Here is a 25369-nt window from a genome sequence, read left to right on the forward strand (position 1 = left end):
ATTTAAAAATAAACTTGATCACTTTACCATTTGATACCCCGACGGAACCAATAACGCAAATAAACTGCAATAGTATTCATAGTAAGCGTCATTAGAATTAAGACTGTACCTGCGGCAGCCGCATTCGCGATAAATTCAGCTTCTGGGCGAGATACCCAGTTAAACATTTGAATAGGCATAACGGTAAACGGTGCTTGTAACCAAGCCAAAGAAATAAACGGAAATTCACCCTTAAAAGGAGAATCCGGTAAAAAGGCAATAAAGGTTAATGCACCAATCGTAATCACGGGGGCTGTTTCTCCAATGGCTCGAGATAAACCGATGATCACACCTGTTAAAATACTACCAAAAGAATAGGGAAGAATATGATCCCAAATCATTTGCCATTTACTCGCACCCAAAGCATAAGCGGCTTCCCGTAAACTATTTGGAATTGCCCGTAATGCTTCGCGAGTGGTGACAATGACAATGGGTAAAATTAACAACGCTAAAGTTAAGCCTGCCGCGAGAATACTTTCACCCAAATTTAAGATATAAACAAACAAACCTAGTGCTAATAATCCATAGACAATGGAAGGAACACCTGCAAGATTGGTGACGTTAATTTCAATTAAATCTGCAATCCAGTTTTTGCGGCTATATTCTTCGAGATAAATTCCCGAAGCAACTCCTAAAGGAACAGATATGATTGCGGTTACAAACATTACTAAAGTTGTTCCCACCCAAGCCGAAAGAATTCCTGCTTCTTCGGGTTTGCGACTGGGAAAACTTAAAAAGAAATCGGGGGTAATTCGATAAATCCCGCTAATTGCCATTTGTAGGGTTAACCCAACTAAAATCAAAATGGAAAAGAGAATCACTAAAAAGCCAACAATTGCAAAGAGTTGATCAACTTTTTTTCGACGGTTTAATTCGGTGCGGATTTCTTGGAGGTTCGAGTCAGTCATGTTGTTTAAAGTTAATAAATTTCTCGATAACGTTTTGCTAAAAAATGACCAATAATGTTTAAAACCAGTGTCATTAAAACAAGCGTTAATCCAGCCGCAAAAATGGTATGATATTCTAGAGTTCCATGAGGAATATCTCCCAAACTCACCTGCACAATATAGGCGGTAATCGTCGCTGCTTGATCGAAAGGATTCCAAGTCAGTTGAGGTTGTAATCCTGCTGCAACAGTCACAATCATGGTTTCACCTACCGCCCGAGAAACCGCGAGAATATAAGCGGCGCTGATGCCTGAAATTGCGGACGGAAACACCACTTTTAAGGCGGTTTGTAGACGAGTTGCACCCATCGCATAAGACCCTTCTCGTAGTCCAACCGGAACAGAACGCATCGCGTCTTCACTAATTGAACTGACAAAGGGAATAATCATTAATCCCATCACTAAACCCGCACTTAACATATTAAAGCCGGGAAGCATCGGAAAAATAGATTGGAGAATGGGTGTAACTACTAAGAGGGCAAAATAGCCATAAACAACAGTCGGAATTGCGGCTAAAACTTCTAGCCACGGCTTAACAATTTCGCGGAGTTTAGGATGAGCAAATTCACTTAAATAAATGGCGGCAATAGTTCCCAAAGGAATCGCCACAAACATCGCCACAGTTGAGGTGACAAGGGTTCCGGATAGTAGGGGTAAAATCCCATATTGAGCATCAGCAAATAAAGGAGTCCATTGAGTACCTGTGAGGAATTCTACAATCGAAACTTCCTGAAAAAACAATACAGATTCATCAATGAGAATATATAAAATTGCTATTGTGGTTGCTACAGAAGAAAAGGCGGCTAGAAACAAAATAAATTCAATGACCTTTTCTCGTGAATTCCGAATTTGCTTCGGAGTCAATTGTTTACTTTTTTTTGAAAGTTGCAGTTGTTTTTGGGTCATGTGCTAGTTTATCCTAAATAAACTTAATCTGTTCTTTCCAAGACTAATATAGGGATTAGAGAGTTTTGCTATAGCAACAGCATTCTCCAATCCCTCCGGTGTGATAATAACCGTGATCAACGTGTTATTAATGAAATCAGATGTACTGCCATCTTATTCAGCAGAATTACCTTAATTCTGGCTTTGTAAACGGCTGATGGCTTGTTGCTGCATATTGCTCGGTAGAGGAACATAACCCACTTCTTTCGAGAGTTGTGCGCTATTTTGTAGGTAATATTCTACAAATGCTTTGACCTCTGGCCGCTTAAGAGCGTTAGTGCTAACGTAAATAAAGATGGGTCGAGAAAGGGGTTTGTAGCTACCGTTATTTACCGTGTCTAAAGAAGGCTTTACCCCATTAATTGCCAGTGATTTTAACTTCCCTTTATTGTTTTCATAGTAAGCATAACCAAAATATCCTAATGCACCCTGATCACGAGAAACACCCTGTACCAAAACGTTATCATCTTCACTGGGAGTATAGTCAGTGCGGCTTGCTTGGGACTTACCATTGATTTCTTCGGTAAAGTAATCAAAGGTTCCTGAATCAGCACCCGGGCCATACAATTTCAGGGCTTTATCCGGCCAGCTAGAATTGATCTGATTCCACTTCATGATCTTACCTTGAGCAGCCGGTTCCCACATTTTTTTCAGTTCAGCAGTGCTAATACTTGTTAATGGATTACTGGGATGAACAACGACAGTAATCGCATCATAAGCAACTGGAAGTTCTATGTAGTTAATTCCTGCACTTTTACAAGCTTGTACTTCAGAATCTTTGATCGGACGAGAAGCATTTGAAATGTCAGTTTGTCCGGCACAAAACTTCTTGAAACCGCCCCCTGTTCCCGAAATACCAACAGTCACTCGCATTGCGCCTTGTTTAGCTTTTTGGAATTCTTCTGCGACGGCTTCAGTAATCGGATAAACGGTACTAGAACCATCGATTTTAACCGTGGGAGTGCCTTGGGAACGTACCGCAGGGATAGATAATGCAACCGTTGCTGCGATCGCTGCGAAAGCACCCGCTAATGTCCAACGATTTTGTTTAAACTGCATATTTTTTAATTGCATAACTCTCTGTAGGATGAAGGTAAATTTAGAACAAAGGTCTGTCTACTTAATTCCTAATCCTTAGTCATCAAAATACTAGGAATTTACGATGAACAGTTATCAGGTTAAGATAGAATTGCTATTTCTAATTTAAGTTTTGTTTAAATTTAGGTTAAACTTTCTTCAAGCCACTTTTGTTACAGCAGATAAAAGCTAACTCTACAAATCCAGCTTTATATATCAAATCAACCTGTATTAATCTCAAGAGATGATTCACAAGTCTAACTCGCTCCCAACACAACTCCCAAACTCGAGAGAGCAACCTAAAACAAAGCTCACCTCATCGTTGTGACAGTTGAAGACTTGTCTGATGTCAAGCCATACGCTGCAATGGGTGTGATTGCCGTGAAAGTCTTTAACAAAGAGCCATTCAACCTTTTCTCAACAGTTGCGATCGCGATCAATTATCCAAACAATTTAGAGATTAGCATAACCTTTCTCGTTAGACTTTTCAACTGTGTTTAAGCTAAATGAAATTGTTGATCAAAAAACCGTCTTTGTCATGGAACCTCTAACCGTCTCACTCTCTCCATTATTCTTATCCCTAACCGTTGCGAGTGCTGCAATGTGGATAAGTTTCGAGAGTCGTGAAGAAATTGTTCGCCTGTTCACCCGAGCAGTTGCCTTATTCAGTTTATTATGCGCTTTAAGCTTTACTCCTTGGTTTATTTTACTCATTTTTGTGACTCTCTTATTGGGAATAAAAAATCCCAGAATTGAAAAAAAATCGCTCAAACTATAAATATTAATCTTAACTTAAATCTAAATCTAAATCTAAATATTAAACAAAGTTTTCATCCGTTTACGAATCCAAACTAACGGATTATTTTCTAAATCTTCATCATCAGATAAACCCAACTCTTTTTTCCGTTCAATAAATTCTTGTTTACGTTCAACCAACTTACTCGCAATCTGATTAGCCAATTGCGGATAACTGGATAAAAAGTTTTGAAAAATATTCCGACTCACGACAAATACAATCGTTTTTTCTTTGGCTCTCACTCCGGCTGAACGACGAATTCCCATCAATAAAGACAACTCTCCAAAAAAGTCTCCTGCATACAGATCTCGAATATGTTTATTTGCTTTTTCTGCAAGAATTTCCACCGAACCTGATAAAATAATATGAAAAGCATCTCCGGGATCACCTTCATGGAAAATAAACTGTTCACTATAATAGGTTTGGCGATAGCCTTTTTCAATTAAACTCAAAATTTCTAAATTACTAAAGTTTTCAAAATAGACCACCTTTTTCAACAAATCTCGTAAAGACAAATCTTGTGGAGAATATAGCGGCTCTTTATTCAGATTAATTCGAGAACTTTTTTCCCGATTTTGCTTAGATTGATTAAAATTAAGAGATTCAAAAACTGATTTTAAGTCTTCTGGATTTCTCAACCATAAATCTCGCTGAGAGACGGGAATTCGGATATTTTTAAAATAAAACTCGTTATGAATAATAAAATTTAAAGAACTCTGAATTGGCAATCTAAAGCGGGGTTTATCAATCCAAACCAGTAACTCAAATTTAATCGAATCTTCACCAAAACTACTCAACCAAACCTGGGGAGGTGGAAAAGACAAAATCCGAGATTCTTTCTGGGCTGCGGCTAAAATCGCTTCTGTGACTAATACCGGATCACTTCCATAAGCAACGCGCACTGGAATATGAATTCGGCTATTCATATTTTCATAACTCCAGTTAATAATCCGATTATTCACCAAATCAGAATTAGGAACAATAATCGAAATTCCATCATTCGTCAGAACAATCGTAGAACGAATCGAAATTTTACGAATAGTTCCTTCCAAATCTCCCAATTCAATATAATCACCGACACGAATCGGCTGTTCAAAAACTAATATTAAACCACTGACAAAATTTTGGGCTAAACCTTGAAATCCAAACCCAATCCCAATCCCTAAACCTCCCGCTAAAAAAGCTAACGAACTCAAATCTAAGCCCGCCGCTTGGGGAATAATAATAAATCCTAACGTAATCGTAAAATAGCGAAAAATCGTGGCAATTGCTTCACGAGTTCCTTCCTGAAAACCCAATCTAATCAAGAGATGATCTCTCAACCAGTTACTCAGATAGCGGGAACCGACAACGACCGCAAAAAAAGCAACTAGAATCGTAAAAATGGAGCTAAGAGAAATCGAAATTCCACCCAGAAAAATGGGTTGTGTAAAAACTTTAGCTAAAAACTGAAAAATATTTTCGATAATTTTCATGTAAAATCGAGGAGTTACAAAAAGGATTTGTTTAGAGTATTAGTTGGGGATCAGAAAGTGATAAACTCCAACAAACACTCTCACTTGTAGGATAACAGAATTAATATGGTTGATCATCTTTTAAAAGCAAATTGTCAAACCGTTCATTTAGGGGGATTTTCCGATCAACTTCCCCCCGCCTTAACCGTTAACTCTGGCGATCGCATCTCAGTTGAAACCTACACCGGATTCAACATTTGTCAGCAAGCTCCCGTTGCCTTTGTCACGCCAGAATTAATCGAAATTTATCACAATTTACCCCCAGAACGCCGGATTGAGAATGGCCCTCACCTGCTAACAGGGCCAATTTACGTGAAAAATGCTCAACCGGGAGATGTACTAGAAGTGCGTCTAGAAGCCATTTCTCCCCGTTTAGCGATGGGGTTTAACGCCATTCGTTCCGGTTGGGGTGCTTTACCCAAAGACTTTTCTGAACCCCAACTGCGGTTTATTCCGCTCGATTTAGAACAAAATTGTGCAGAATTTCCCCCCAAAAGTGAGATATATATTCCCCTGCGTCCTTTCTTTGGAATTTTGGGTGTGGCGACGACTGAAACCAACCGTTCATCGATTCCTCCTGGAGTTTATGGCGGTAATATTGATAACCCAGAATTACAAGCAGGTTCTCGTTTATTTTTACCAATATTTGTTCCGGGTGCGTTATTTTCTATAGGCGATGGACACTCTGCGCAAGGTGAAGGAGAAGTTTGTACAACAGCAATTGAAACATCAATGAATGGCACGATTATATTAAACTTACATCAAAATTTATCTCTAACAACACCAATCGCAGAAACACCCACCGATATTATTACAATGGGATGGGGTTCAACCTTAGACGAAGCCTTTGAATCTGCACTCAAACAGATGATTGAGTTTCTCGAAAAGTTTATCGGATTGGAAGCAAAAGACAGTTATGTTTTATGTTCTCTAGCGGCTAATTTTAGAATTACTCAGGTCGTGAATTCTCCACAAAAAGGGGTTCATGGTATGATCTCAAAGTCTACTTTACCTCAAACTTTTAAATTTATCAGGGATGACCATTTCTGAATTATTGACTTTAGCCGGAAGCGGAATTTTAGCCGGAATTTTAGCCGGCTTTTTAGGCATTGGTGGCGGTACTGTTCTGGTGCCAATGATGCTAGCATTAGGATATGAACCGATTAATGCAGTCGCCACCAGTACCCTCTCAATTATGATTACTTCTATTTCCGGTAGTATTCAGAATTGGCGCATGGGTTATCTGAGTTTAAATCGGGTAATTGGGATTGGATTTCCAGCTTTAGTTACAGCCCAGATAGGGGCTTATCTCGCTAATCTTTTTTCCGACAAGATATTATTAACTTCTTTTGGGCTATTACTCCTGCTGAATATTTATTTAGTTGAAGTTCGGAAAAAAGTAACAAAGCAAAAGAAAAAGCAGGAAGAAAATCAAAATTCATCGGAGTTTTCAAGCCCTCCTCAAAACTCAACTTCATTGAAGCTTATTCCTGAAATTCTCTTTCCGATCACGCCTCATCCGCTTTCGTTAGTTTTTGAATATCAGCAAAACTCTAAACCAATTCAATCTCAACAAATTGCCCGAATTATTACCGGAAGTTTAGCGGGATTACTCGCTGGAATCTTTGGAATTGGGGGTGGAGTGATCATGGTTCCTCTACAAATTATTCTGTTAAATGAAACCATTAAAACCGCGATTCAAACCAGTTTAGGGGTGATTGTAATTACTGCTTTTTCGGCTTGTTTAGGACACGCTATTCAAGGAAACGTAATCTGGGTTACAGGTACAATATTAGGATTAGGCGGCTTACTCGGCGCTCAATTTAGCACTCGATTTTTACCCAAGTTATCCGAAAAAACGGTAAGTTTTGCGTTCAAAAGTTTACTGTTTATCCTCTCGATCTATATTTTTTGGAAAGCGTTTCAATAATTTATTCTCGTCTCATTAGAGATATTTTTTTAACAGTAAGTCCAACTCTTTAATTCGTTCAGCCGGAACTTTATCTAATGGCGTTAAAATTGCAAACTTTAACGCTGAATGGGCTTCAGAGTCGGGGAGATTTTGACTCAACCGTTTAACCGTTTCTTGAATCACTTTTTGAGCATTAACAGCATTGCGTTGTAAATTTCCCACAACCATTTCTACCGTTACACTATCATGTTCAGGATGCCAACAATCATAGTCTGTGGCTAAGGCTAATGTAGCATAAGCAATTTCAGCTTCTCGGGCTAACTTTGCTTCGGGTAAATTCGTCATTCCGATAATTGTTCCGCCCCAACTGCGATATAAATTAGACTCTGCTTTTGTAGAAAATGCTGGCCCTTCCATACAGACATAAGTTCCACTAGAATGTAAAGTAACGTCGGGTAAATTCAAAGCCGAAATAGCATCAGTTAACACTTTTGCTAACTGCGAACAAATCGGATCACCAAAGGTAATATGAGCAACAATTCCCTTCCCAAAAAAGCTTGAAATTCGAGAGCGAGTTCGATCAATAAATTGATCCGGAACCACCATATCTAAGGGTTTTACTTCTTCTTTGAGAGAACCCACCGCAGATGCTGAGATAATATATTCCACCCCTAAACTTTTCAACGCATAAATATTCGCACGATAGGGTAACTCTGTTGGTAACAAATGATGAGTGCGTCCATGTCGCGCCAAAAAAGCTACCTGCATCCCTTCTAACATCCCGACAATAATGCGATCAGACGGTGAACCAAAAGGAGTATTGACTTCAACTTCTTCAATATTTTGTAGCGCCTCCATTTTATACAAGCCACTACCGCCAATAATTCCAATCTTCGCCTGAGTCATCAGAGCATTCCCCTATCATATTGTTACTCAAGGTATTTTAGCAGCTAATTTGCTGATTCATCACAGTTGAGAACGGTAAAAAGTGAATTTTATGACAGTGAGGACTGATCAGATGGAAATACAAAGAAAAGATTACCACTAAGCATTATTATTACTCTAATTATGCTTTGATTTAACCAAACAAGGGCGATCGCTGATCAAAGGGGTCAAATGTAAATAAATCTTTACTTAACTTTACAAATATACTTTTAATCCAAAAATTAATTAAAGATTTAGTCAAAACTCTCTGATTATATTTCGTTTTGTAAAGATAGTGGGGTCTATATCAATACAAAAATAAAAGTTATATTTTGAAAAGTTAATTCATTTTAATTCTATAGCACTTTAGGATTAGGGTATTCTCTAATGAAATCTTACCCAGATGAGAATCAAAATGAATTGGAAAAATATTTTAGTGCCATCTTCCTTGACTGCTATTGTCATTTTAGCAGTAACCTCTCCCAAATCTGAGGCGATGACTACAAATTTATACTTGACTGATGATGCAAGATTGGCAATTATCATGAATGTAGAAAATAAAGATTCTGAACACGAACCCTCTAGAGGTGACAGTGAACCTAAAAAGCGCAGAGAATAAGGATTAGAGTCAACCTCAGTTGTTCAGTCTTTTGAGGGGTTGAAAACCGGATATTTTTGTTATAGTTTCAATTCTAAACAGAGGGTAAAATAGAGGTTTAGGGTATGCACAAGGCAACGCTTACCAGCAGAAGTAACTCTCTATGCTGCGATTGATTTGATAGGAATTAGTTAGAAAAATATAAAACCAGTTTTTAATCTAAATGGGGTGGAATAATAACTCGTAAAACGAAGATCCTATTCAACCGAACTAATCTATATAAAAATGCCCCAACTTTCTAAGAAAATAGTTGGGGCTAACTAGATCGCTATTGATGATTAAGTTTGACAATCACAATTAGATGTTCCAGATGAGTAAGGGGGAAAATAGCGATCCTGCTAAATTTACTCTTGAAAATATAGAGAACATAAATGCCAGCCACGGCCTGTCTCTTTAGAGTCAATACACATCAGATCAACACCATGATACTCTCAACACATCCCATTCAGCTTCTATCTTAGGGGAGTTGAATATCAATAATTTTTGGAGTAAGCAACTGAACCCAGACCGATAAAAAATCCGGATAGTTCTCACTTATTATTCACAATGAAGGGGTTAAATTTTCATCGAACTACTGCTATCTCTATCATCAGAGTCTCATCTATTTTGATTTGATAAGATAGACTCCGATCAATACTACATTCTTGTTTTGATTTCAACTTCTCTGCCAACCGATTATAAAAGATTGGAATTTCTCCTCTCAGTATACACAACCGTTCGGGTGCGAGTGCAATTTCTTCCTTGAAAATCTGAAGAATCGCCTCTTGTCTCGCCTTTACGGGGTCTGTAGACGATCCATAACAGCCTTCAGAAGTGAGCCAGGTGTAAACTCCTGTAGCTTCTTCAACAATGGAAAATGCTCTTGTATCGAGAGAAGTCGTTTCTTTCATCTATTTTTTCTTGAGCTAACTTAAAAAAGCATAGCATCTTGCATCTACCAAAAGGAATAAATTTGATACAGAACGCCAACTTCTCGATCAATTAACCATAGAGGGAACTACCCCAAATCCATCGCTGTGATCTGAAATACAGAAAATAATGCTACAGATAATTGATCCCCCTCAATCCCCCTTCAAAAGGGGGACTATATGATTTCCACCCTTTTTAAGGGGGGCAAGGGGGGGATCGAAAACCGAGCAGTATTAGTAGCAAATATTTAAGTATTTCAGATCAGATAGCCCTGTGCAAACGGGGTTTACTCGGAAGTGTTAGCGGTTATTTTTTATTGAGCTTTCTTGGAACGGCGCGGGAACGGCAAAAGCACCCAAAGCTAACACAGCACCAAAGATAGTATTGGGTTCGGGAACGGTTTTGGTTGGAGCAATATTATCGGCTAAAACATCATCGATATAGCTGGCATAAGTTGACACCCGAGTATCAAAAGCTATGTCTCCAAAAGAAGAGTTGAAGGTAATATCATCTACATCAGAAGGTAAAGGAAGTCTGATACCATCGGAGACGACACCTGCAACTAATCCATTAATAAAGGTTGGCTCTCCCGAATTTCCAAAAAAAGGATAAACTTCATTTTAACCCAAGCCCAAATTTGGAATACCTGCAATGATTCCCAAAGCATCGTTAACAGGATTCCCGTTATCAAAGTCTGAAAGTAAAGCCGTTCCTACTGGAAAGTTTACCTCGGGAAATATATCATTTAAAACCTCTCCAAAGGCATCATAAGTATTTAAACTTAAACGTTTATTTATATCAAAAAATCTTTCATCACTATTACCATTACCTGTTAAACCTACCCCAACTTTTATACTTGGCTGACCGAGTTCATTGCTGCCCCGATAAATATCATATCGTTCGGCGGTTGTAGGAGCTAATTCTGCTAGTTTGATAATAGCAAGGTCGTTTCCATCATAATAACGACCATTCCAATTGGGATGAATGTAAAACTCCTCCGCCTTTACCTGAACTTCGCCTATCGGCAAATCAAAGAATGCCGTTACACCAGTGGTAAATAAACTGCCTAATGGTATAAATGGTTCAAAATCAATCGTATCTATTGAAGAAGCGAGACAGTGAGCCGCAGTCAGAATGTGTTGTCCTGTTGGTAACAATGAACCCGAACACAAGAAACCTCCGAAACTCGTTTGGATGTTTAAAGGTACAACACCATCATATCCCGTTCCCGGTTCAACAATATAATCATTTGGGTCGCCTGAAACAACAATGGCTTTGGCTTGATGGTTCAGTTCAAAAGCTGCAAATAGACTAACTGTATAAATGGCAGTCGAAACAATTGTGGATGCAAGAAAGCCCACTTTTTTGAAACACATTGACATCAGATTTTCCTTAATAAATGTAGTGAATTTTTCTGAGGTTTGCGATCGCAAACTGTTCTTTTGCACCCAAGATAGAATCTTGCTAGCAAGCCTATCAGAAACCTACTTTTTCACAAAACCAACTTTGGTTCAGTGTTTTACCTAGCCAAAAGTACAGGTACTCCCGACGCCAAGCCTGTTCGTTCATCCCAAAAACCCGGTAACTAACCGCGAAACCGGGTTTTTAATCCCCAGTTAAGAGGTTATTAAAATTCAACCGCTCCTAACGCTTTTAAAGTTGATTTTTGAGCATCTGTTAACCCAATAGCTTGGGTAATATTCATCCCCTCATACAAACGAGTCGCCCGCAACAATTTAACGCATTCACCCGTTTTTACATCCCAAAGTCTAACCGTTTGATCTTGAGAACCGCTAATAATAAATTTACCCTCGTGACAAAACCTAACCGAAGAAACTAAATGAGTATGTCCCTGCAAAACATGACGACATTCCCCCGTTTCCACATCCCAAACTCTAACGGTACTATCGTGAGAAGCGCTGGCTAAAAACTTTCCATCGGGACTAAATGAAACGGAAAAAATCCAATTGCTGTGTCCCGATAACGTCTTTAAACACTCTCCAGAAACATTCCACAATTTCAACGTATTATCAATACTTCCACTTGCTATAATTTCACCATTCGGACTAAAATCAACCGCAAAAACGCGATCGCGATGTCCCCAACAAACCTTTAAACAGTTTCCCGTCTGAGTATCCCAAAACCGCACCGTTTTATCGGTACTTCCACTAATTAAAATGCGACCATCCGGGCTAAAAGCGATCGCATAAACCTGATCGCCATGTCCGCTTAAAATCCGCAAACATTGACCGGTTCGCCAATTCCATAATCTAATCGTTTGATCTGCACTTCCACTGGCTATAATTTCACCATTCGGACTAAACGCCAAGCAACGAACCCAGTCCGTATGTCCGGTTAAAATCTGAAAACAGCGACCCTCAAAAACCCCCCAAAGTCGCACAGTTTGATCGGAACTTCCACTCGCGAGAACCCCCAGACAACTAAAGGCGATCGCGAAAATTTTATCCTGATGTCCGCTTAGAATTTTAATACAATCTCCCGTATTTATATCCCACAAACGAATCGTTTTATCATTGCTTCCACTGGCAATATTATCGCCAGAACAAGCCACCGGAAGCGCCCAGTCGGTGTGTCCCGACCAAGTTTTTAAACATTGAGCGCTGCGAACATCCCAAAGTTTAACAGTTTGATCGAGACTGACACAAGCCAACGTTTTCCCCTCGGGAGAAAATGAGACACAAAAAATCTGATTGGTATGTCCGTGTAAAGTTTTAATATAACGTTCATTTTTACAGTCCCAAACTCTCACCGTATTATCTGCACTTCCGCTCGCTAACAGATCGTCTTGAGGACTAAACGACACCGAATAAACCCCATCCGTATGTCCGGAAATGGTTTTTAAATACTCTCCCGTGTCGCCTTTCCAAAGGTTAATATTGCGATCGCTACTTCCACTCGCGAGAAGACTTCCATTACCATTAAACGCCACCGATCGCACCCATCCTTGATGTTCGGTACAAACCTTAATACATTCTCCCGTGTTCGCATCCCAAATTCGCATCGTCCCATCTTGGGAACCACTCGCGAGAATATCGGTTGTGGGACTAAACGCCACCGATCGCACCCTGTCCGTATGTCCGCTTAGAGTCGGTCGACATTCACCCGTGCGAGTATCCCAAAGTTTAATCGTATTATCCCCGCTTCCGCTCGCAATTTTCGTCCCATCGCGACTAAACGCCACAGAAAACACTTCCCCAACCTGTCCGCTGTAAGTTTTTATACAGGCGCCGGTGCTAACATTCCACAACTTCACCAACCGATCCGCCCCGCCACTGGCCAACATTTCGCCATCGGGACTAAACGCCACCGATCGCACCCAGTTGGGATGACCCTGACAAATGGCGACTAATTTACCGGTTTTCACTTCCCAGAGGCGAATATTGCAGTCGGTGTCGCAGGTGGCGAGTAAACCCTTGGGACTGAAAGCCGCAGAGAGAATATTTCCCAAAGTTTCAGTAAATACACTCCGAGACAGATCGGACTCCGTAAAATTAACGTTGTGCAGGGGATAATTTTGTAGATAGGCTTGCCAAATCGTTAAACGTGAGAAATCATAACCGGTAATATCGCTTTTGAGTTGACGAAACATATTCAACAAATTTCCGGCGAGATAACCCATTTCTGGGGTAGTTTGTTGTTGTTGTTGAATCAAAATTTCTTGTAAACAGTTTTCGACCGCAGAAGGTGAACCCAACTGAGCGATCGCCTGGTCGAGAATTGGTTGTAAAATTAAACAAGTTTGAGCATCTCGAATATAGTCTCGGGTTTGAGCTTGTAAAAAAGCATAAGAACGCAATAAATTCGTCTCGCGATTAAGAATGGCTTGAACGCTGCGAGCGATCAATTCACCGATCGCATATTCCATAACTACAGGTTGTTGGGTGAAAGCATTTCCGGTTTTTTCCACCAAAGATCGACGCTGTAAAGAAGCCAAAGCGGGGAGAAGTTCACCCATAGACACCGGACGAACAATATCTTCTTGAAGCTGATCGAGGGTGGTCGGTTCTCGTTCAATTGCCAACCAATACATTAATTCTCGTTCGAGGGGAGTGAGGCGATCAAATTGACTTTTGAGTAACTCTCGAATGCCATCAAAAATAAAGCAACCCTGCTGTTGAAAGACATCTAAAAACACCGAAAGATTGCCATCAAAAACTTCTTCAATCGCAGAAGCAACGATATTTAAAGCCAAAGGATTACCGCCATAGCGTTCATTTAAAGTTTGCCATTGTTGTTCATCTCCGGCAAAAGATCCCTTAGCTTGTAGAATAGCTTGTCCGTCTGATGGAGGTAAACCGCTTAACTGAAGATAACGGACGGGTAACTGTTGACCTTCGAGGGCGGCGAGTCCTGCGGGTTTTTCGCGAGAGGTTAAAATTAGACAGCTTTGATGTCGGCTTTGACCAATTAACTTAAACAGTTGACCGTAACTTTCATAGCCCGAAAGATAATTACCAGTATGTCGGGTCAAATTACTTTGAGCAAAATCGCCACTTTGTAAAATTGACTCAACATTATCTAAAAGAATTAAACAGCGAGAGTTTCGCAAATACTCGAGCAAACATCGCATTCTACCATCAAAATATGGGGGGATATCTTCGGCCTGTTGGTTGCTAATAAATTGAATTAAATCGGCGATAATATCATCAATATGGGGGGCGTTGCGAAGACTCCGCCAGATCATACAATCAAATTCAGATTCTAAATTTTGGGCGAGTTTGGCAGTTAAAGAAGTTTTACCAATCCCCCCCATTCCCAGTAGGGTTATTAGATGACAGCGATCGCTTTTTACCCATTTTTCTAAGGTGGTTAGTTCATCGTTGCGACCATAAAAAAGATTAACATCGGGCGCTTCTCCCCAGTCCTGTTTGGGAGTATTATTCGTCTTACCCTTAGCGGCGTTACCGTTAGCACCATTACCGTTAACGATAGTTTTTGGAGGAGATAGGGTCGTTTGAGGTTGGGGAGTTGGCGCCGGAGTCGGTGGAGTCGGTGGAGTGGTTTGAACTTCCGAGGTGTCATCCGACAGACAACGACGTTCAAAGGCGGCGCGAAAGGTTTTTTTCGTGACTTTTTCTTCTAAGGCTTGCGAGAGGAGTTCCCACAGTTGCGAGCCGACAATGCGAACGTGAGTATCTGAACAATAACAGTTTTGAGCAATTTGATCGTACTTTTGACCCATCCAAGAGCCGCGAAAAATATCGGCTTGTAGGGTAGTGAGATGTTTACCTGTCTTCGCTAAAACGAGCGCATCTGCTGTAGCCAGTGCGGTTTCAAGTTCGACAGTGCCTTTTCGGTTCATGTTCCTCCTCTATTGGGCTGCTATTGTCATCGATCCAACTTCCCACTTCGTTTGGACGCCAAACATTTATTACTTAATCATACTTTTTCAAACATTTTTCTGATGTTGTCAAGAGGAGATCAAAAAAGTTAGCAAAATCTCAGGGTTTGACCCCTCTTTAACAAGTTTGAATGATACAAAACTTAAAAATTATATTTTTGAGAAGAAAGAGATCATTAGAGTAAAGCGATATCGATCACATTCTTATCCGATCTCTCAGGAAAATCTCAGAAAACATTCAGAACAATTTTAGATAAAATTCATCAGAAAATAGGTTTTACAAAAATCGGGATATTTTTAACAAACACCATACTTTTTACAACGTTTTCATATTGTTATCCTCAAATTACTTGCTGATATTGGTTAACAACAAGGCAAGCAACAAATCCTTAATTGATTGCCAGTCTTCCAGCAACTAAATTTAAGCTTGAGGATAAAAAAATTCTGAACCTTTGTTATCGGGGTGTACAGTATAACCCTCAATCTACTTCTTCTATGTCTTCAGCTTCCAGTCATTTTTTTAAATATCGGGGTGTTTCCTACTATCACCAAAGTTTAAACCTCGCCAAATAAATTTCAAACCAAAAATTAACCTATCGGGGTGTTTCCTATTATAAAGATGGTTCTCAAGCCGTGAAAGTAACGAAAGCTATCCCGACTTTAAAATCCGCCTTGATCTAAATAAGATTTAGATATCTAAGGGCAGGTGCCATCTTATTTTGGGTGATGAAAATGGGAAGTTTTACGCCGCAGCAGGCGATCAAGATTTTGCGGTGATTGCTGATTTTGACTTCACTCAAGATGTTATTCAACTCAACGGAACCGCCAGTCAATTTACACTCGCACCCGTCGAACAAAGTGGGGTTTCGGGTTTGGGAATTATCGCCGGTTAAAATCAAGATTTAGTTGCGATTATTCAAGCGCAGGATTCGGGTAGTATTGACTTGAGAGCGAGTTATTTCAACTATGTCTAATTCTTCCATTGTTCAGGTCTTAAATCAAGTCTCTAATCTTGGGGTGCTGTATTAACACCCTCTCAAAATTATCTCATTCCAGCCTACCCGACTTTAAGGGAGTTTGTAACTGGCGACTCGAATGATTAATGTTCCATCTTCAGGATTATGTGTAAAAATAAACGCACCCGATGCTTTTTCACCCCCAGAAAGAAAGTCTATTTGTTGTTCTCCACCTTGTTGAATATTTTCATCTTCAATTTTAAGTTCTCCAAGCACTTGAACAGATTTGGCGGTTTGTCCTCCGATATTATAAACGGTGAAAGGAACATAAAATTGAGATCCAAACTGACGAATTTCCCGCTCAACAGTAATAGACAGAAGCGGTGGCTCATCTTCTTGGACTCTCCATTGATAAAGAATAAGAAATATTAGGAATCCTACGATAAAAATTGCCGCTCCGAAACTTAAGCGTTCAGGGAAAGAACGCTGTTTCTTTTGTTCTTTGGGTTGTGAATGTGTAGAAGTTTCACTCATACGGCTAAACGTCCTGCTGCACCCCCAATACTGGCGGGAAGTCCTAATAGAATAGTATAACGTACCCAGAGAAACCAAGGATCGGCGAAGCTTAATTTTTGAAAAAACAACAGCATTAGAAGTGACGCCATCAGAGAAATTAAATAAGATAAAACTGTTTCACTTTCGGGGGTTTGAAAGAGTCCTTGTTGCTGTTTGCGTTTTTTCTGGTTCGCAAACCCTGCTGCAAAAACAATCATATAAGAAATAAATAGAGAAGCTAAAATAATAGCAATTAACCGAGGTGGAGAAGCCGCTACTCCCAATTCGGTGACTTCATCGGTTGGGGCAATACTAAAAGCAATAATAATTGCTCCGGTTAACGTTCCGCCTAAATCAGATAATGTCTCGTTTGCTCCTTCTAGTTTTTGCAGCTTTTGAACCATAAAATCATCATGGTTTCGAGAGTTGTCCGAGGAATCATTAGAATCATCTTCACTTAATATTAATCGACTTAAAGCAACGCCAAGTGCAAAAGGAACACTTTCAAATATAATCTTGCCTAAAGCTTCTTCTAGAGAAGTATTAAAGGTGATTCGTTGTAGCAAAACCATTATGAACGTTGCACAAACAATTGCAATCGCTAAGGCTTCTATACTTTCTAAAACTACATCGTTGAGGTTAGTTCGTTTTCTTCTCCGAAAGCCTTCAACTCGATTAAAAAAGAAAACAACTAAGTAAGTTACAGCTAAAATAGCCAACATCAAAGGCGGTTTTAAGTAAGAACCTGCTTGCCAAACTTCAAAGGTGTACAACAAGGGAATTCCAAATAAAAATCCTCCGGCGGCACCGCGCACAATATCATTAAATTCTTTCAGCCAAACTAAACGTGATTGTCGTTTACTCATTCGTTTGTTCATTGACTTAACCTGTAAATCACAGTAATATTTGTATTGCTTCCTTCGGACTAGGCTGATTTTAGCCGTTGTACCTTTGCCGACGCGATCTTCCTATTATACCGCTAAAAAAAATACTTGTCGTTTCTCATGTCTCAGTTGATTCTACAGTAGGGTATTTGTTCTGACTCTATCTCCGAAAATAGTCCATAAGGCTGAATTGTCTCAAAATTTCCTCAACTTAACAATTAAAATTCAGCATAAAGAGGGTTGAATAAGAAAGTCGAAATTAGATAATATCATAAAATAAACATAATGTTAAGTTATTTCGCTATAGAACTCATATTCTAACTAAAATAGATAGGATAGATTAGAATTTAATTCAGATTGGCGAGTAACTCAATTATGCAGACCTCGAAAAGTTTAGATAATAATTGAAAAGGAATCAGATTCAAACAATGAATTCTTATGAAGGTTTAACGCTTGGGGTAGAAGAAGAATATCAAATTATCGACCCAAAAACTCGACAACTAGCGGGGCGAGGAGAGAAAATAATCTCTTGGGCTGAAGAAAATCATGGGAAAGAAATTGTTCAGCCAGAAATGCGTCAATCACAAATTGAAATTGCGACTTCAGTTTGTAAAAGTTTGGCAGAAATTCGGGCAGAACTTTGTGAAAGTCGTCGGATTGTTATCGAAGCCGCCCAACAAGATAATAAACTAATTTCAGCATCAGGAACTCACCCATTTTCGGACTGGAAAAAACAAGAAACAACTCCAAAATCACGTTATTATAAATTAGAACAAGAATATCAGCAAATAATCCGAGAATTGGTAACGTTTGGTTGTCATGTTCATGTGGGAATTTCCGATCCTGAAATGGCAATCGCGGTGATTAATCGGGCAAGAATATGGCTATCGGTATTAATAGCTTTATCTGCAAATTCACCCTTTTGGTTAGGTGAAAAAACAGGTTATATGAGTTATCGTACAGAACGTTGGAGTCCTTTTCCTTTAGTTGGAGTACCTCCACAGTTTAAAAATTATCAATCTTATCAAGGCTTCGTTGATAAATTAATTCAAATGGAAGTCATCCAAGATACAAGCACAATTTATTGGGATATTCGGATTTCTGAACATTATCCAACGATAGAATTTAGAGTCAGCGATATTTGTTTAACGGTTGATGAAGCGGTAATGATCGCTGGATTAATTCGTGGATTAGTTCAAACGGCTATAACTGAAATTAATCACAAATTTACTGTCCCTTCTGCCCATCCAGAATTATTAAAAACGGCTCATTGGTATGCGGCTCGATATGGTTTAAAAGGTCAATTAATTGATGTTGTTAGACAGTGTTCAAAACCTGCAAAAGATCTAGTTAATCAACTTCTTCATGAAATTCGTCCCGCCTTAGAAAGTTTAGGAGACTGGGAAGAAGTTTCATCGTTGGTAGACAAAGTTCTTACAGAGGGAAATGCCGCCCAACGTCAACTTGAGATTTATCAGCGTCAAGGTAATATGGTTGAGGTTGTTGATTATTTAGTAGAACAAACTCGCTTGGGTGTGGTGTAATCGTTGACAGATTAATCCAAAATTATGTGGATTTATAAACTAACATGATCTTGGGTATTTTTGTGAATTCAGAAGTAAAATTTTCAAAAATCGTTAATTTATCTCCTTAACACTTTCAAATTCTATCCATAGATAGAGGGGAGAATTGACAATATTCAATCATCATATATAAGAATTCATCATTCTAACTCTCTGCTTAATACTGGTGATCTTGTGTATTAGGTAAGAATTTTATGTCAAAATTTTCAAGAGGATTTTATGAAAACTTCAGAAGTTACAGTCGCTCAAATTAATGACCTACGAATTGGTCAAATGAAGCAACTTTCTGTCAACAACTCTGATATCTTACTTGCTCGTCTGAGCGAACAAAAATTTTATGCTACTGCTCCCCATTGTACTCACTTTGGTGCCCCTTTAGAAAAAGGAGTTTTAGTCGGAGAACGAATTGCTTGTCCTTGGCATCATGCCTGTTTTAATATAACTACAGGCGACCAAGAAGAACCCCCTGGATTAGATGCTTTACCCAGTTTTCCGGTACGAATAGACGGGCAAAATATAATTGTTCAGCTACCTGAAACAATTCCCGAACAACGCACACCCAATATGACCAAACATAACCCCAGTGCCGATAGTCGGGTGTTTGCAATTATTGGGACAGGGCCGGCTGGAACCTTCGCCGCAGAAACCCTCAGACAACAAGGATTTCAAGGACAAATTTTTCTGATTACCCGTGAAGAACGTTTGCCTTATGACCGCACAAAATTAAGTAAAAAATATTTGCAAGGTAAGGCGGATGAAGAAGCATTACCCCAACGTTCTTGTGAATTTTATCAAGAAAATGACATCGAACTTCGGTGTGGAAAAGCGGTGACAAAAGTTGATGCTGACTTAAAAACCATTACCTTTGAAGACAATTCGGTAATGAGTTATAACAGCTTATTAGTGGCAACAGGCGGACGACCCAAACGTTTAAATGTACCAGGAATTGATTTAGATAATATCTTCACGTTACGTCAACCGACTGATGTTAATCAGATATTAGAAACGGCTGAACCTAACCAACGAGTTGTGGTTGTCGGTTCAAGTTTTATTGGCATGGAAACCGCAGCAAGTTTAACTCAGCAAGGACTTTCTGTAACGGTTATTTCTCCTGATTCTGTCCCTTTTGAAAAGATTTTAGGTCAACAAGTTGGGAAAATGTTTCAAGACTTACATGAGAGTAACGGTGTTTCTTTTCGCTTTGGAACTAAAGCCACTCAATTTGAAGGAAAGGGCAAAGTAGAAGCGGCAATTTTAGAAAATGGTGAAAAAATTCCCGCTGATTTAGTTGTGATTGGAATTGGCGTTGAACCTGTAACAGACTTTCTTTCTGGTGTCAAAATTGATGATAAAGATAATAGTGTCATTGTCAATGAATATTTGCAAGCCGGAGAAGATTTATATGCAGCCGGAGATATTGCCCGTTTTCCCTACGCCCCAATTGACAAATTAACCCGCATTGAACATTGGCGTTTGGCTGCCCAACATGGACGAATTGCTGCCCATAATATGGTAGGAAATCAGGTTAAATTTACCGGAATACCTTTCTTTTGGAGTGGGCAATTTAATGTTAAACTGCGTTATGCGGGACACGCAGAAGATTGGGATGAAATTCTGTTTGATGGAGATGTGAACTCCCAAGAATTTTTAGCTTTTTACATCAAAAACAATCGGGTTTTAGCCGTTACTGGATGTGGACGCGATCAAGAAATTACCGCCATTACTGAATTGATGCGCCTGCAACAAATGCCCGATGTCGATCAGATTCAGAATCAATCGATTAATTGGGTTGAATACATTCATAATTCCTAGCATTTTTCTGCTGATCAAAGCTACAAACTTATCAAAAATATCTACCTCAAACATGACTCTAAAACAGCACTACGACCTAATTATTATTGGGGCGGGTGCAGGTGGAGGAACTCTCGCCTATGCCCTTGCTTCAACCGGAAAAAACATCTTACTTCTTGAACGAGGCGGTTATCTTCCGCGAGAAAAATCTAATTGGAATCCTGATGAAATTTTTCTCAATCAACGCTATCAAACCCAGGAAAAATGGTTGGATAGTAACAATCAATCTTTTAGTCCTGAAGCCTTCTATTTTGTAGGTGGAAATACTAAAGTTTATGGGGCGGCTTTACAACGAATGCGGGCGGAAGATTTTGGCGAACTTCGTCATTTTGATGGCATTTCTCCCGCTTGGCCGTTAGGTTATGATACCTTTGAACCCTACTATACTCGCGCCGAAAGTTTGTTTAAATTGCATGGACTTCGAGGGGAAGATCCCACCGAACCTCCGGCAACAAATGAGTATCCTTTTCCCCCATTTGAACATGAACCTCGCATCCAAGAAGTCGCCGATCAATTACAGAATTTAGGTTTAAATCCCTATCATCTCACGTTAGCTTTAAATCGTGATGAACAACACCCTGAAAATCGTCCTTGTATTCGCTGTAATACTTGCGATCCTTATCCCTGTTTAGTTGATGCGAAATGTGACGCCCAAGTGACTTGTGTTGATCCGGCATTAAAACAGGATAATGTCACCTTATTAATGAATGCTAAAGTCACCCGTTTGATTACCAATAATGAAGGTAAAATCATTCAAGCGGTAGAAGCAGAAATAGATGGAGAAACGCAACAATTTAGTAGTGATTTGGTCGTGTTATCTTGTGGGGCTATTAATTCGGCAACGTTGTTATTAAAGTCTACCAATAGCCATCATCCCAACGGGTTAGCTAACTCCTCTGGGTTAGTCGGACGCAATTTAATGTTACACAATCACTCAGCATTAATTGCGGCTTCTCATCAACCGAATGAGACGGTTTTTCAAAAGACATTAGGGATTAATGACTTTTACTTTCAAGGCCCAAAACAAGATTATCCTCTTGGACAAATTCAACTCACGGGGAAAACAGTTTGGCAACGTTTAAAACACATGGCGGAAGGAGAAATCCCCCAGGTGGTATTAGAATACATCGCCAAACATTCAGTAGACTGGTGGATCACAACGGAAGATTTACCGCAACCGGAAAATCACGTTACTCTCAATTCCCAAGGGCAAATTGTGGTTAATTACACCCCCAATAATCTCAAACCTCACCAGGAATTAATTTCCACGTTAGAACAATATCTAAAACAGTTAGATTTTTATCTGTTTTGGACGAAACAAATGCCCGTGAAAGTGGTTTGGCATCAAGCCGGAACCTGTAAGTTTGGAAATGACCCTAAAGACAGCGTTCTTGACCTCAATTGTCAAACCCATGATGTCAATAATTTGTATGTGGTTGATAGTAGTTTTTTCCCGGCTTTAGGGGCTGTTAATCCCACGTTAACGATTGTTGCCAATGCCCTCCGAGTTGCCGATCACCTCAAAGATCAATGGGGTTAAACTCTCAACTTTGAAACTGTAATTTATTTGGATAAATTAACCATGAAAACTCAAGAACGTCGTCCAACTCCTGAACAAATTCCTGGACAAAAGCAAGACTATCCTGCATCTCAAGAACAGATGACACCCAAACCGGATAGCGATCTATCTAACTACAAACCTGCGGATAAATTACTCAATAAAGTCGCATTTATTACGGGTGGAGACTCTGGTATTGGTCGGGCTGTCGCCATTGCCTATGCGATGGAAGGGGCAAATGTTGCCATCTTTTTTGACCAAAGTACCGAAGATGCGGAAGTCACGAAAAAAGCGGTTGAATCTAAACAAAAAGAATGTTTAGTCATTCAAGGAGATGTGCGAGATTTTGACACCTGTAAACGGGCAATTGAACAAACCGTTGAACATTTTGGTCATCTCGATATTTTGGTCAATAATGCCGCTTATCAGATGGCACAGCAGAAGTTTGAAGATGTCAGCTTAGAACAATTTCGCCGGACAATGGAAACTAACGTGTTTGGCTATTTCTACATGGTAAAAGCTGCACTTCCTCATTTAAAAGAAGGCGATTCTATTATTAATACAGGCAGTATCGTCGGCAAAATGGGGAAAGGAATGTTAGTAGACTATGCCACCAGTAAAGGGGCGGTTCATGCGTTTACCAAGTCTTTAGCCCAAAGTTTAGGTGAACGCAAAATTCGGGTGAACTCTGTCGTTCCTGGCCCGGTTTGGACTCCGAATATTCCCGCAACCATGCCTGTAGAAAAGGTAGATAACTATGATACCGATGGCATTCTAAAACGGGCTGGACAACCGGAAGAATTAGCCCCTGCCTATGTGTTTTTAGCAGCAGCCGATAGTAGCTTTGTTACAGGTGCATTATATGATGTAACGGGCGGTCAACTGGCTGCATAACATCCCATAAATTACCTCAAATCGTTGACTTACAATAGATCTAAAGAAGGAGTCTTTCTTTCTTTAGATTTTTTTATCTTAAACAATAAAATTTGCTTTTTTATACTCTCAATCATTTCAGTTTTTTTGGGGTCAGTTGATTGAAACTCGCTTTTCTGTTCATGATGATCTACAAAATTAGCCACACCAATGCTAAACTAATCTATCTTGTTCTCCTAAACATCGGATAGTACACTAAAAAAAATATAATATAGAGCGATGAAAAATCGGAACGGAATCAACTCAAAAAAGTATCGTCAGCCTTCTCCCCATCATATTTTGAGAATGCTGAAACGAAGTCTGAGGGGTTGGAATGGGCTGTTGTTACTCCTAATTCCGATTGTACCGACGGTGGCGATGGCAGTAGAAGAAGCAGAAACTAAGCCATCAGGATTTATCGGTTTGCTGGATGCGGTGTTTTCCCAGATTGTTAACTTCTTATCCCAAATCTTCTTCTTTGAGATTTTTGGTCTTCCGTTTATTGTATTGTGGCTAATTGGAGGGGCAATTTTCTTTACGCTGCGAATGGGTTTTGTTAATATTCGCACCTTTAAACACGCTATTGATGTGGTTATGGGTAAGTATGATAATCCCGACGATGAAGGTGATGTTTCCCATTTTCAGGCCCTCGCCACAGCCCTCTCTGGAACCGTTGGACTGGGAAATATTGCCGGGGTTGCCATTGCGGTACAACTCGGTGGCCCAGGAGCGATTTTTTGGATGACGTTGGGCGGCTTTTTTGGGATGTCGAGTAAATTTGTTGAATGTAGTCTCGCCCAAATGTATCGCCGTATTCAACCCGATGGCACCATTGCCGGGGGGCCAATGTATTATCTTTCTAAAGGCTTAGGTGAACGGGGTTTACGCCCTCTCGGAAACGGGCTGGCGATTTTATTTGCTTTGCTGTGTGTTTTAGCCAGTATGGGCGGCGGTAATATGTTTCAAGCCAACCAAGCTTATGCCGCTTTAGCCGGGATTATTCCGGGTTTACCCAATTGGGTTTTTGGATTAGTTGTGGCGGTGTTAGTTGGAATTGTGATTATTGGTGGAATTAGTCGTATTGCTTCAGTAACGGCGAGATTAGTTCCAGCGATGGCAGTGATTTATGTGTTGGCTTGTTTGTGGATTTTACTCGGAAATTTAACTGAAATTCCGGCTGCATTCGGTACGATTATTACCCAAGCTTTTTCTCCTGAAGCTATTGGAGGGGGTTTTGTCGGAACTTTGGTTCAAGGGGTACGACGCAGTGCTTTTTCTAACGAAGCCGGGATTGGTTCGGCTGCAATTGCCCATTCTGCCGCCCGTACAGATGAACCGTTACGGGAAGGTATTGTGGCTTTACTCGAACCGTTTATCGATACGATTGTTATCTGTAATTTAACAGGTTTAACGATTGTTATTACTGGGGTTTATCAAGAGACTAGCGCCGCCCAAGCCAATGGCGTTGAACTGACGGCTGCTGCTTTTAGTTCGGTGATTGGTTGGTTTCCCATTATTTTAGCAATTGCGGTGGTTTTATTTGCTTTTTCCACCATGATTTCTTGGAGTTATTATGGGGAAAAATCCTGGAGTTATATATTTGGTGAAGAAAGCGCCATCATTTATAAAGGCATTTTTGTCGTCTGTGTGTTCATCGGTTCGGTTGTGAATTTGGGTGCTGTGTTGGATTTTAGCGATATGATGTTACTGGCGATGGCATTTCCAAATTTACTCGGGTGCTATATTTTGTCGGGAAAAGTCGCGTCTGCACTCAATGATTATCTGAACCGTCTTAACTCTGGACAAATGCCTGTATATTCTCACGAGACATCTGGAAAATCCCCTTTATAACACGTTTTCACAGCATTTGATGTCTTCCTAAAGTTAGATACAATTTCTAACGTTTATTCAAGTTCCCTCAAACGATAGATGAAAAACCTTCTGCTTTTTTGGTCTAATAACTAAAGTGATTAAAAAAGCAGGAGATT

Annotated in this window: 22 protein-coding genes; 11 read left to right on the forward strand and 11 right to left on the reverse strand. The window is 39.8% G+C overall.

Features of this window, described 5'->3' with window-relative positions:
* Positions 1-23: 23 nt before the first annotated feature.
* The 3 genes from pstA to M595_RS14200 all read right to left on the reverse strand — a co-directional run bounded on the left by pstA (position 24) and on the right by M595_RS14200 (position 3004).
* Positions 24-947, reverse strand: coding sequence for a phosphate ABC transporter permease PstA (pstA, locus tag M595_RS14190; protein ID WP_023066995.1), 924 nt, complete (start codon positions 945-947; stop codon positions 24-26).
* Between the two features lie 11 nt (positions 948-958).
* Positions 959-1891 carry a phosphate ABC transporter permease subunit PstC gene (pstC, locus tag M595_RS14195; RefSeq protein ID WP_023066952.1) on the reverse strand — a complete coding sequence of 311 codons (933 nt, stop codon included), beginning with the start codon at positions 1889-1891 and terminating at the stop codon, positions 959-961.
* A gap of 171 nt (positions 1892-2062) precedes the next feature.
* Positions 2063-3004: a PstS family phosphate ABC transporter substrate-binding protein gene (locus M595_RS14200; protein ID WP_083492824.1), complete on the reverse strand. Its 942-nt coding sequence runs from the start codon at positions 3002-3004 to the stop codon at positions 2063-2065.
* Positions 3005-3500: 496 nt separating this feature from the next.
* On the opposite strand from M595_RS14200, the gene M595_RS14205 reads away from it, so the two are divergent.
* Positions 3501-3785 (forward strand): hypothetical protein, encoded by a 285-nt coding sequence (locus tag M595_RS14205; protein WP_023066958.1) that lies wholly within the window; start codon positions 3501-3503, stop codon positions 3783-3785.
* 32 nt (positions 3786-3817) lie between these two features.
* Here the strand turns inward: M595_RS14205 and M595_RS14210 are convergent, their stop codons facing one another.
* Entirely contained in the window at positions 3818-5278 is a 1461-nt protein-coding gene (locus M595_RS14210) for a mechanosensitive ion channel domain-containing protein (RefSeq protein ID WP_023067010.1), read from the reverse strand.
* A 105-nt stretch (positions 5279-5383) separates the two neighbouring features.
* Here M595_RS14210 and M595_RS14215 point away from each other — a divergent pair, with 105 nt between their 5' ends.
* Positions 5384-6367, forward strand: a complete 984-nt coding sequence (locus M595_RS14215; protein ID WP_023066989.1) for an acetamidase/formamidase family protein — start codon at positions 5384-5386, stop codon at positions 6365-6367.
* A complete protein-coding gene (locus M595_RS14220) occupies positions 6354-7247 on the forward strand; it encodes a sulfite exporter TauE/SafE family protein (RefSeq protein ID WP_023067007.1) in 894 nt (297 codons plus the stop codon). Before M595_RS14215 ends, M595_RS14220 begins: the two co-directional genes overlap by 14 nt.
* A gap of 15 nt (positions 7248-7262) precedes the next feature.
* Here M595_RS14220 and M595_RS14225 read toward each other — a convergent pair whose 3' ends face one another.
* Positions 7263-8135 (reverse strand): S-methyl-5'-thioadenosine phosphorylase, encoded by an 873-nt coding sequence (locus M595_RS14225; RefSeq protein WP_023066986.1) that lies wholly within the window; start codon positions 8133-8135, stop codon positions 7263-7265.
* Positions 8136-8568: 433 nt separating this feature from the next.
* Between M595_RS14225 and M595_RS14230 the strand changes: the two genes are divergently transcribed.
* Positions 8569-8772, forward strand: coding sequence for a hypothetical protein (locus tag M595_RS14230; RefSeq protein WP_023066953.1), 204 nt, complete (start codon positions 8569-8571; stop codon positions 8770-8772).
* A gap of 602 nt (positions 8773-9374) precedes the next feature.
* Here the strand turns inward: M595_RS14230 and M595_RS14235 are convergent.
* The 4 genes from M595_RS14235 to M595_RS14245 all read right to left on the reverse strand — a co-directional run bounded on the left by M595_RS14235 (position 9375) and on the right by M595_RS14245 (position 15043).
* Positions 9375-9701 carry a hypothetical protein gene (locus tag M595_RS14235; RefSeq protein WP_023066960.1) on the reverse strand — a complete coding sequence of 109 codons (327 nt, stop codon included), beginning with the start codon at positions 9699-9701 and terminating at the stop codon, positions 9375-9377.
* Positions 9702-10019: 318 nt separating this feature from the next.
* A complete protein-coding gene (locus tag M595_RS31180; RefSeq protein WP_023066976.1) occupies positions 10020-10181 on the reverse strand; it encodes a hypothetical protein in 162 nt (53 codons plus the stop codon).
* 159 nt (positions 10182-10340) lie between these two features.
* A complete protein-coding gene (locus M595_RS14240) occupies positions 10341-11102 on the reverse strand; it encodes a trypsin-like serine protease (protein ID WP_040484113.1) in 762 nt (253 codons plus the stop codon).
* Between the two features lie 245 nt (positions 11103-11347).
* Entirely contained in the window at positions 11348-15043 is a 3696-nt protein-coding gene (locus tag M595_RS14245; protein WP_023066959.1) for a WD40 domain-containing protein, read from the reverse strand.
* Between the two features lie 432 nt (positions 15044-15475).
* Between M595_RS14245 and M595_RS33015 the strand changes: the two genes are divergently transcribed.
* Together M595_RS33015 and M595_RS31185 are read left to right on the forward strand one after the other, a co-directional pair.
* Positions 15476-15655, forward strand: a complete 180-nt coding sequence (locus M595_RS33015) for a DUF4278 domain-containing protein (protein ID WP_023067012.1) — start codon at positions 15476-15478, stop codon at positions 15653-15655.
* Between the two features lie 146 nt (positions 15656-15801).
* Complete coding sequence (locus M595_RS31185) at positions 15802-15975, forward strand: hypothetical protein (protein WP_023066980.1); 174 nt, start codon at positions 15802-15804, stop codon at positions 15973-15975.
* A 174-nt stretch (positions 15976-16149) separates the two neighbouring features.
* On the opposite strand, the gene M595_RS14250 is transcribed toward M595_RS31185, so the two are convergent.
* Both M595_RS14250 and M595_RS14255 read right to left on the reverse strand, forming a co-directional pair.
* Entirely contained in the window at positions 16150-16572 is a 423-nt protein-coding gene (locus M595_RS14250) for a TIGR02588 family protein (RefSeq protein ID WP_023066950.1), read from the reverse strand.
* Positions 16569-17471: a TIGR02587 family membrane protein gene (locus M595_RS14255; protein ID WP_023066993.1), complete on the reverse strand. Its 903-nt coding sequence runs from the start codon at positions 17469-17471 to the stop codon at positions 16569-16571. The genes M595_RS14250 and M595_RS14255 overlap by 4 nt, the downstream gene beginning before the upstream one ends.
* Positions 17472-17905: 434 nt before the next feature.
* On the opposite strand from M595_RS14255, the gene M595_RS14260 reads away from it, so the two are divergent.
* The 5 genes from M595_RS14260 (at position 17906) to M595_RS14280 (ending at position 25232) form a co-directional block, all read left to right on the forward strand.
* A complete protein-coding gene (locus M595_RS14260) occupies positions 17906-19021 on the forward strand; it encodes a carboxylate-amine ligase (protein WP_023067009.1) in 1116 nt (371 codons plus the stop codon).
* A 258-nt stretch (positions 19022-19279) separates the two neighbouring features.
* Positions 19280-20872, forward strand: a complete 1593-nt coding sequence (locus M595_RS14265) for an FAD-dependent oxidoreductase (protein ID WP_023066999.1) — start codon at positions 19280-19282, stop codon at positions 20870-20872.
* Positions 20873-20924: 52 nt separating this feature from the next.
* Positions 20925-22451, forward strand: a complete 1527-nt coding sequence (locus M595_RS14270; RefSeq protein WP_023067004.1) for a GMC oxidoreductase — start codon at positions 20925-20927, stop codon at positions 22449-22451.
* A gap of 42 nt (positions 22452-22493) precedes the next feature.
* The gene (locus M595_RS14275; RefSeq protein ID WP_023067005.1) at positions 22494-23363 is read left to right on the forward strand and encodes an SDR family oxidoreductase; all 870 of its coding nucleotides are present in this window, start codon (positions 22494-22496) and stop codon (positions 23361-23363) included.
* Between the two features lie 324 nt (positions 23364-23687).
* The gene (locus M595_RS14280) at positions 23688-25232 is read left to right on the forward strand and encodes an alanine/glycine:cation symporter family protein (RefSeq protein ID WP_040484119.1); all 1545 of its coding nucleotides are present in this window, start codon (positions 23688-23690) and stop codon (positions 25230-25232) included.
* Positions 25233-25369 lie beyond the last annotated feature (137 nt).

The sequence above is a fragment of the Lyngbya aestuarii BL J genome (assembly GCF_000478195.2).
In the GTDB taxonomy this organism is placed as follows: Bacteria; Cyanobacteriota; Cyanobacteriia; order Cyanobacteriales; family Microcoleaceae; genus Capilliphycus; species Capilliphycus aestuarii.

Coding starts and splice junctions, on each gene's coding strand:
- pstA (WP_023066995.1), bottom strand. CDS start 947: ATGACTGACTCGAACCTCCAAGAAATCCGCACCGAATTAAACCGTCGA.
- pstC (WP_023066952.1), bottom strand. CDS start 1,891: ATGACCCAAAAACAACTGCAACTTTCAAAAAAAAGTAAACAATTGACT.
- M595_RS14200 (WP_083492824.1), bottom strand. CDS start 3,004: ATGCAATTAAAAAATATGCAGTTTAAACAAAATCGTTGGACATTAGCG.
- M595_RS14210 (WP_023067010.1), bottom strand. CDS start 5,278: ATGAAAATTATCGAAAATATTTTTCAGTTTTTAGCTAAAGTTTTTACA.
- M595_RS14215 (WP_023066989.1), top strand. CDS start 5,384: ATGGTTGATCATCTTTTAAAAGCAAATTGTCAAACCGTTCATTTAGGG.
- M595_RS14220 (WP_023067007.1), top strand. CDS start 6,354: ATGACCATTTCTGAATTATTGACTTTAGCCGGAAGCGGAATTTTAGCC.
- M595_RS14225 (WP_023066986.1), bottom strand. CDS start 8,135: ATGACTCAGGCGAAGATTGGAATTATTGGCGGTAGTGGCTTGTATAAA.
- M595_RS14230 (WP_023066953.1), top strand. CDS start 8,569: ATGAATTGGAAAAATATTTTAGTGCCATCTTCCTTGACTGCTATTGTC.
- M595_RS14235 (WP_023066960.1), bottom strand. CDS start 9,701: ATGAAAGAAACGACTTCTCTCGATACAAGAGCATTTTCCATTGTTGAA.
- M595_RS14240 (WP_040484113.1), bottom strand. CDS start 11,102: ATGTCAATGTGTTTCAAAAAAGTGGGCTTTCTTGCATCCACAATTGTT.
- M595_RS14245 (WP_023066959.1), bottom strand. CDS start 15,043: ATGAACCGAAAAGGCACTGTCGAACTTGAAACCGCACTGGCTACAGCA.
- M595_RS14250 (WP_023066950.1), bottom strand. CDS start 16,572: ATGAGTGAAACTTCTACACATTCACAACCCAAAGAACAAAAGAAACAG.
- M595_RS14255 (WP_023066993.1), bottom strand. CDS start 17,471: ATGAACAAACGAATGAGTAAACGACAATCACGTTTAGTTTGGCTGAAA.
- M595_RS14260 (WP_023067009.1), top strand. CDS start 17,906: ATGAATTCTTATGAAGGTTTAACGCTTGGGGTAGAAGAAGAATATCAA.
- M595_RS14265 (WP_023066999.1), top strand. CDS start 19,280: ATGAAAACTTCAGAAGTTACAGTCGCTCAAATTAATGACCTACGAATT.
- M595_RS14270 (WP_023067004.1), top strand. CDS start 20,925: ATGACTCTAAAACAGCACTACGACCTAATTATTATTGGGGCGGGTGCA.
- M595_RS14275 (WP_023067005.1), top strand. CDS start 22,494: ATGAAAACTCAAGAACGTCGTCCAACTCCTGAACAAATTCCTGGACAA.
- M595_RS14280 (WP_040484119.1), top strand. CDS start 23,688: ATGCTGAAACGAAGTCTGAGGGGTTGGAATGGGCTGTTGTTACTCCTA.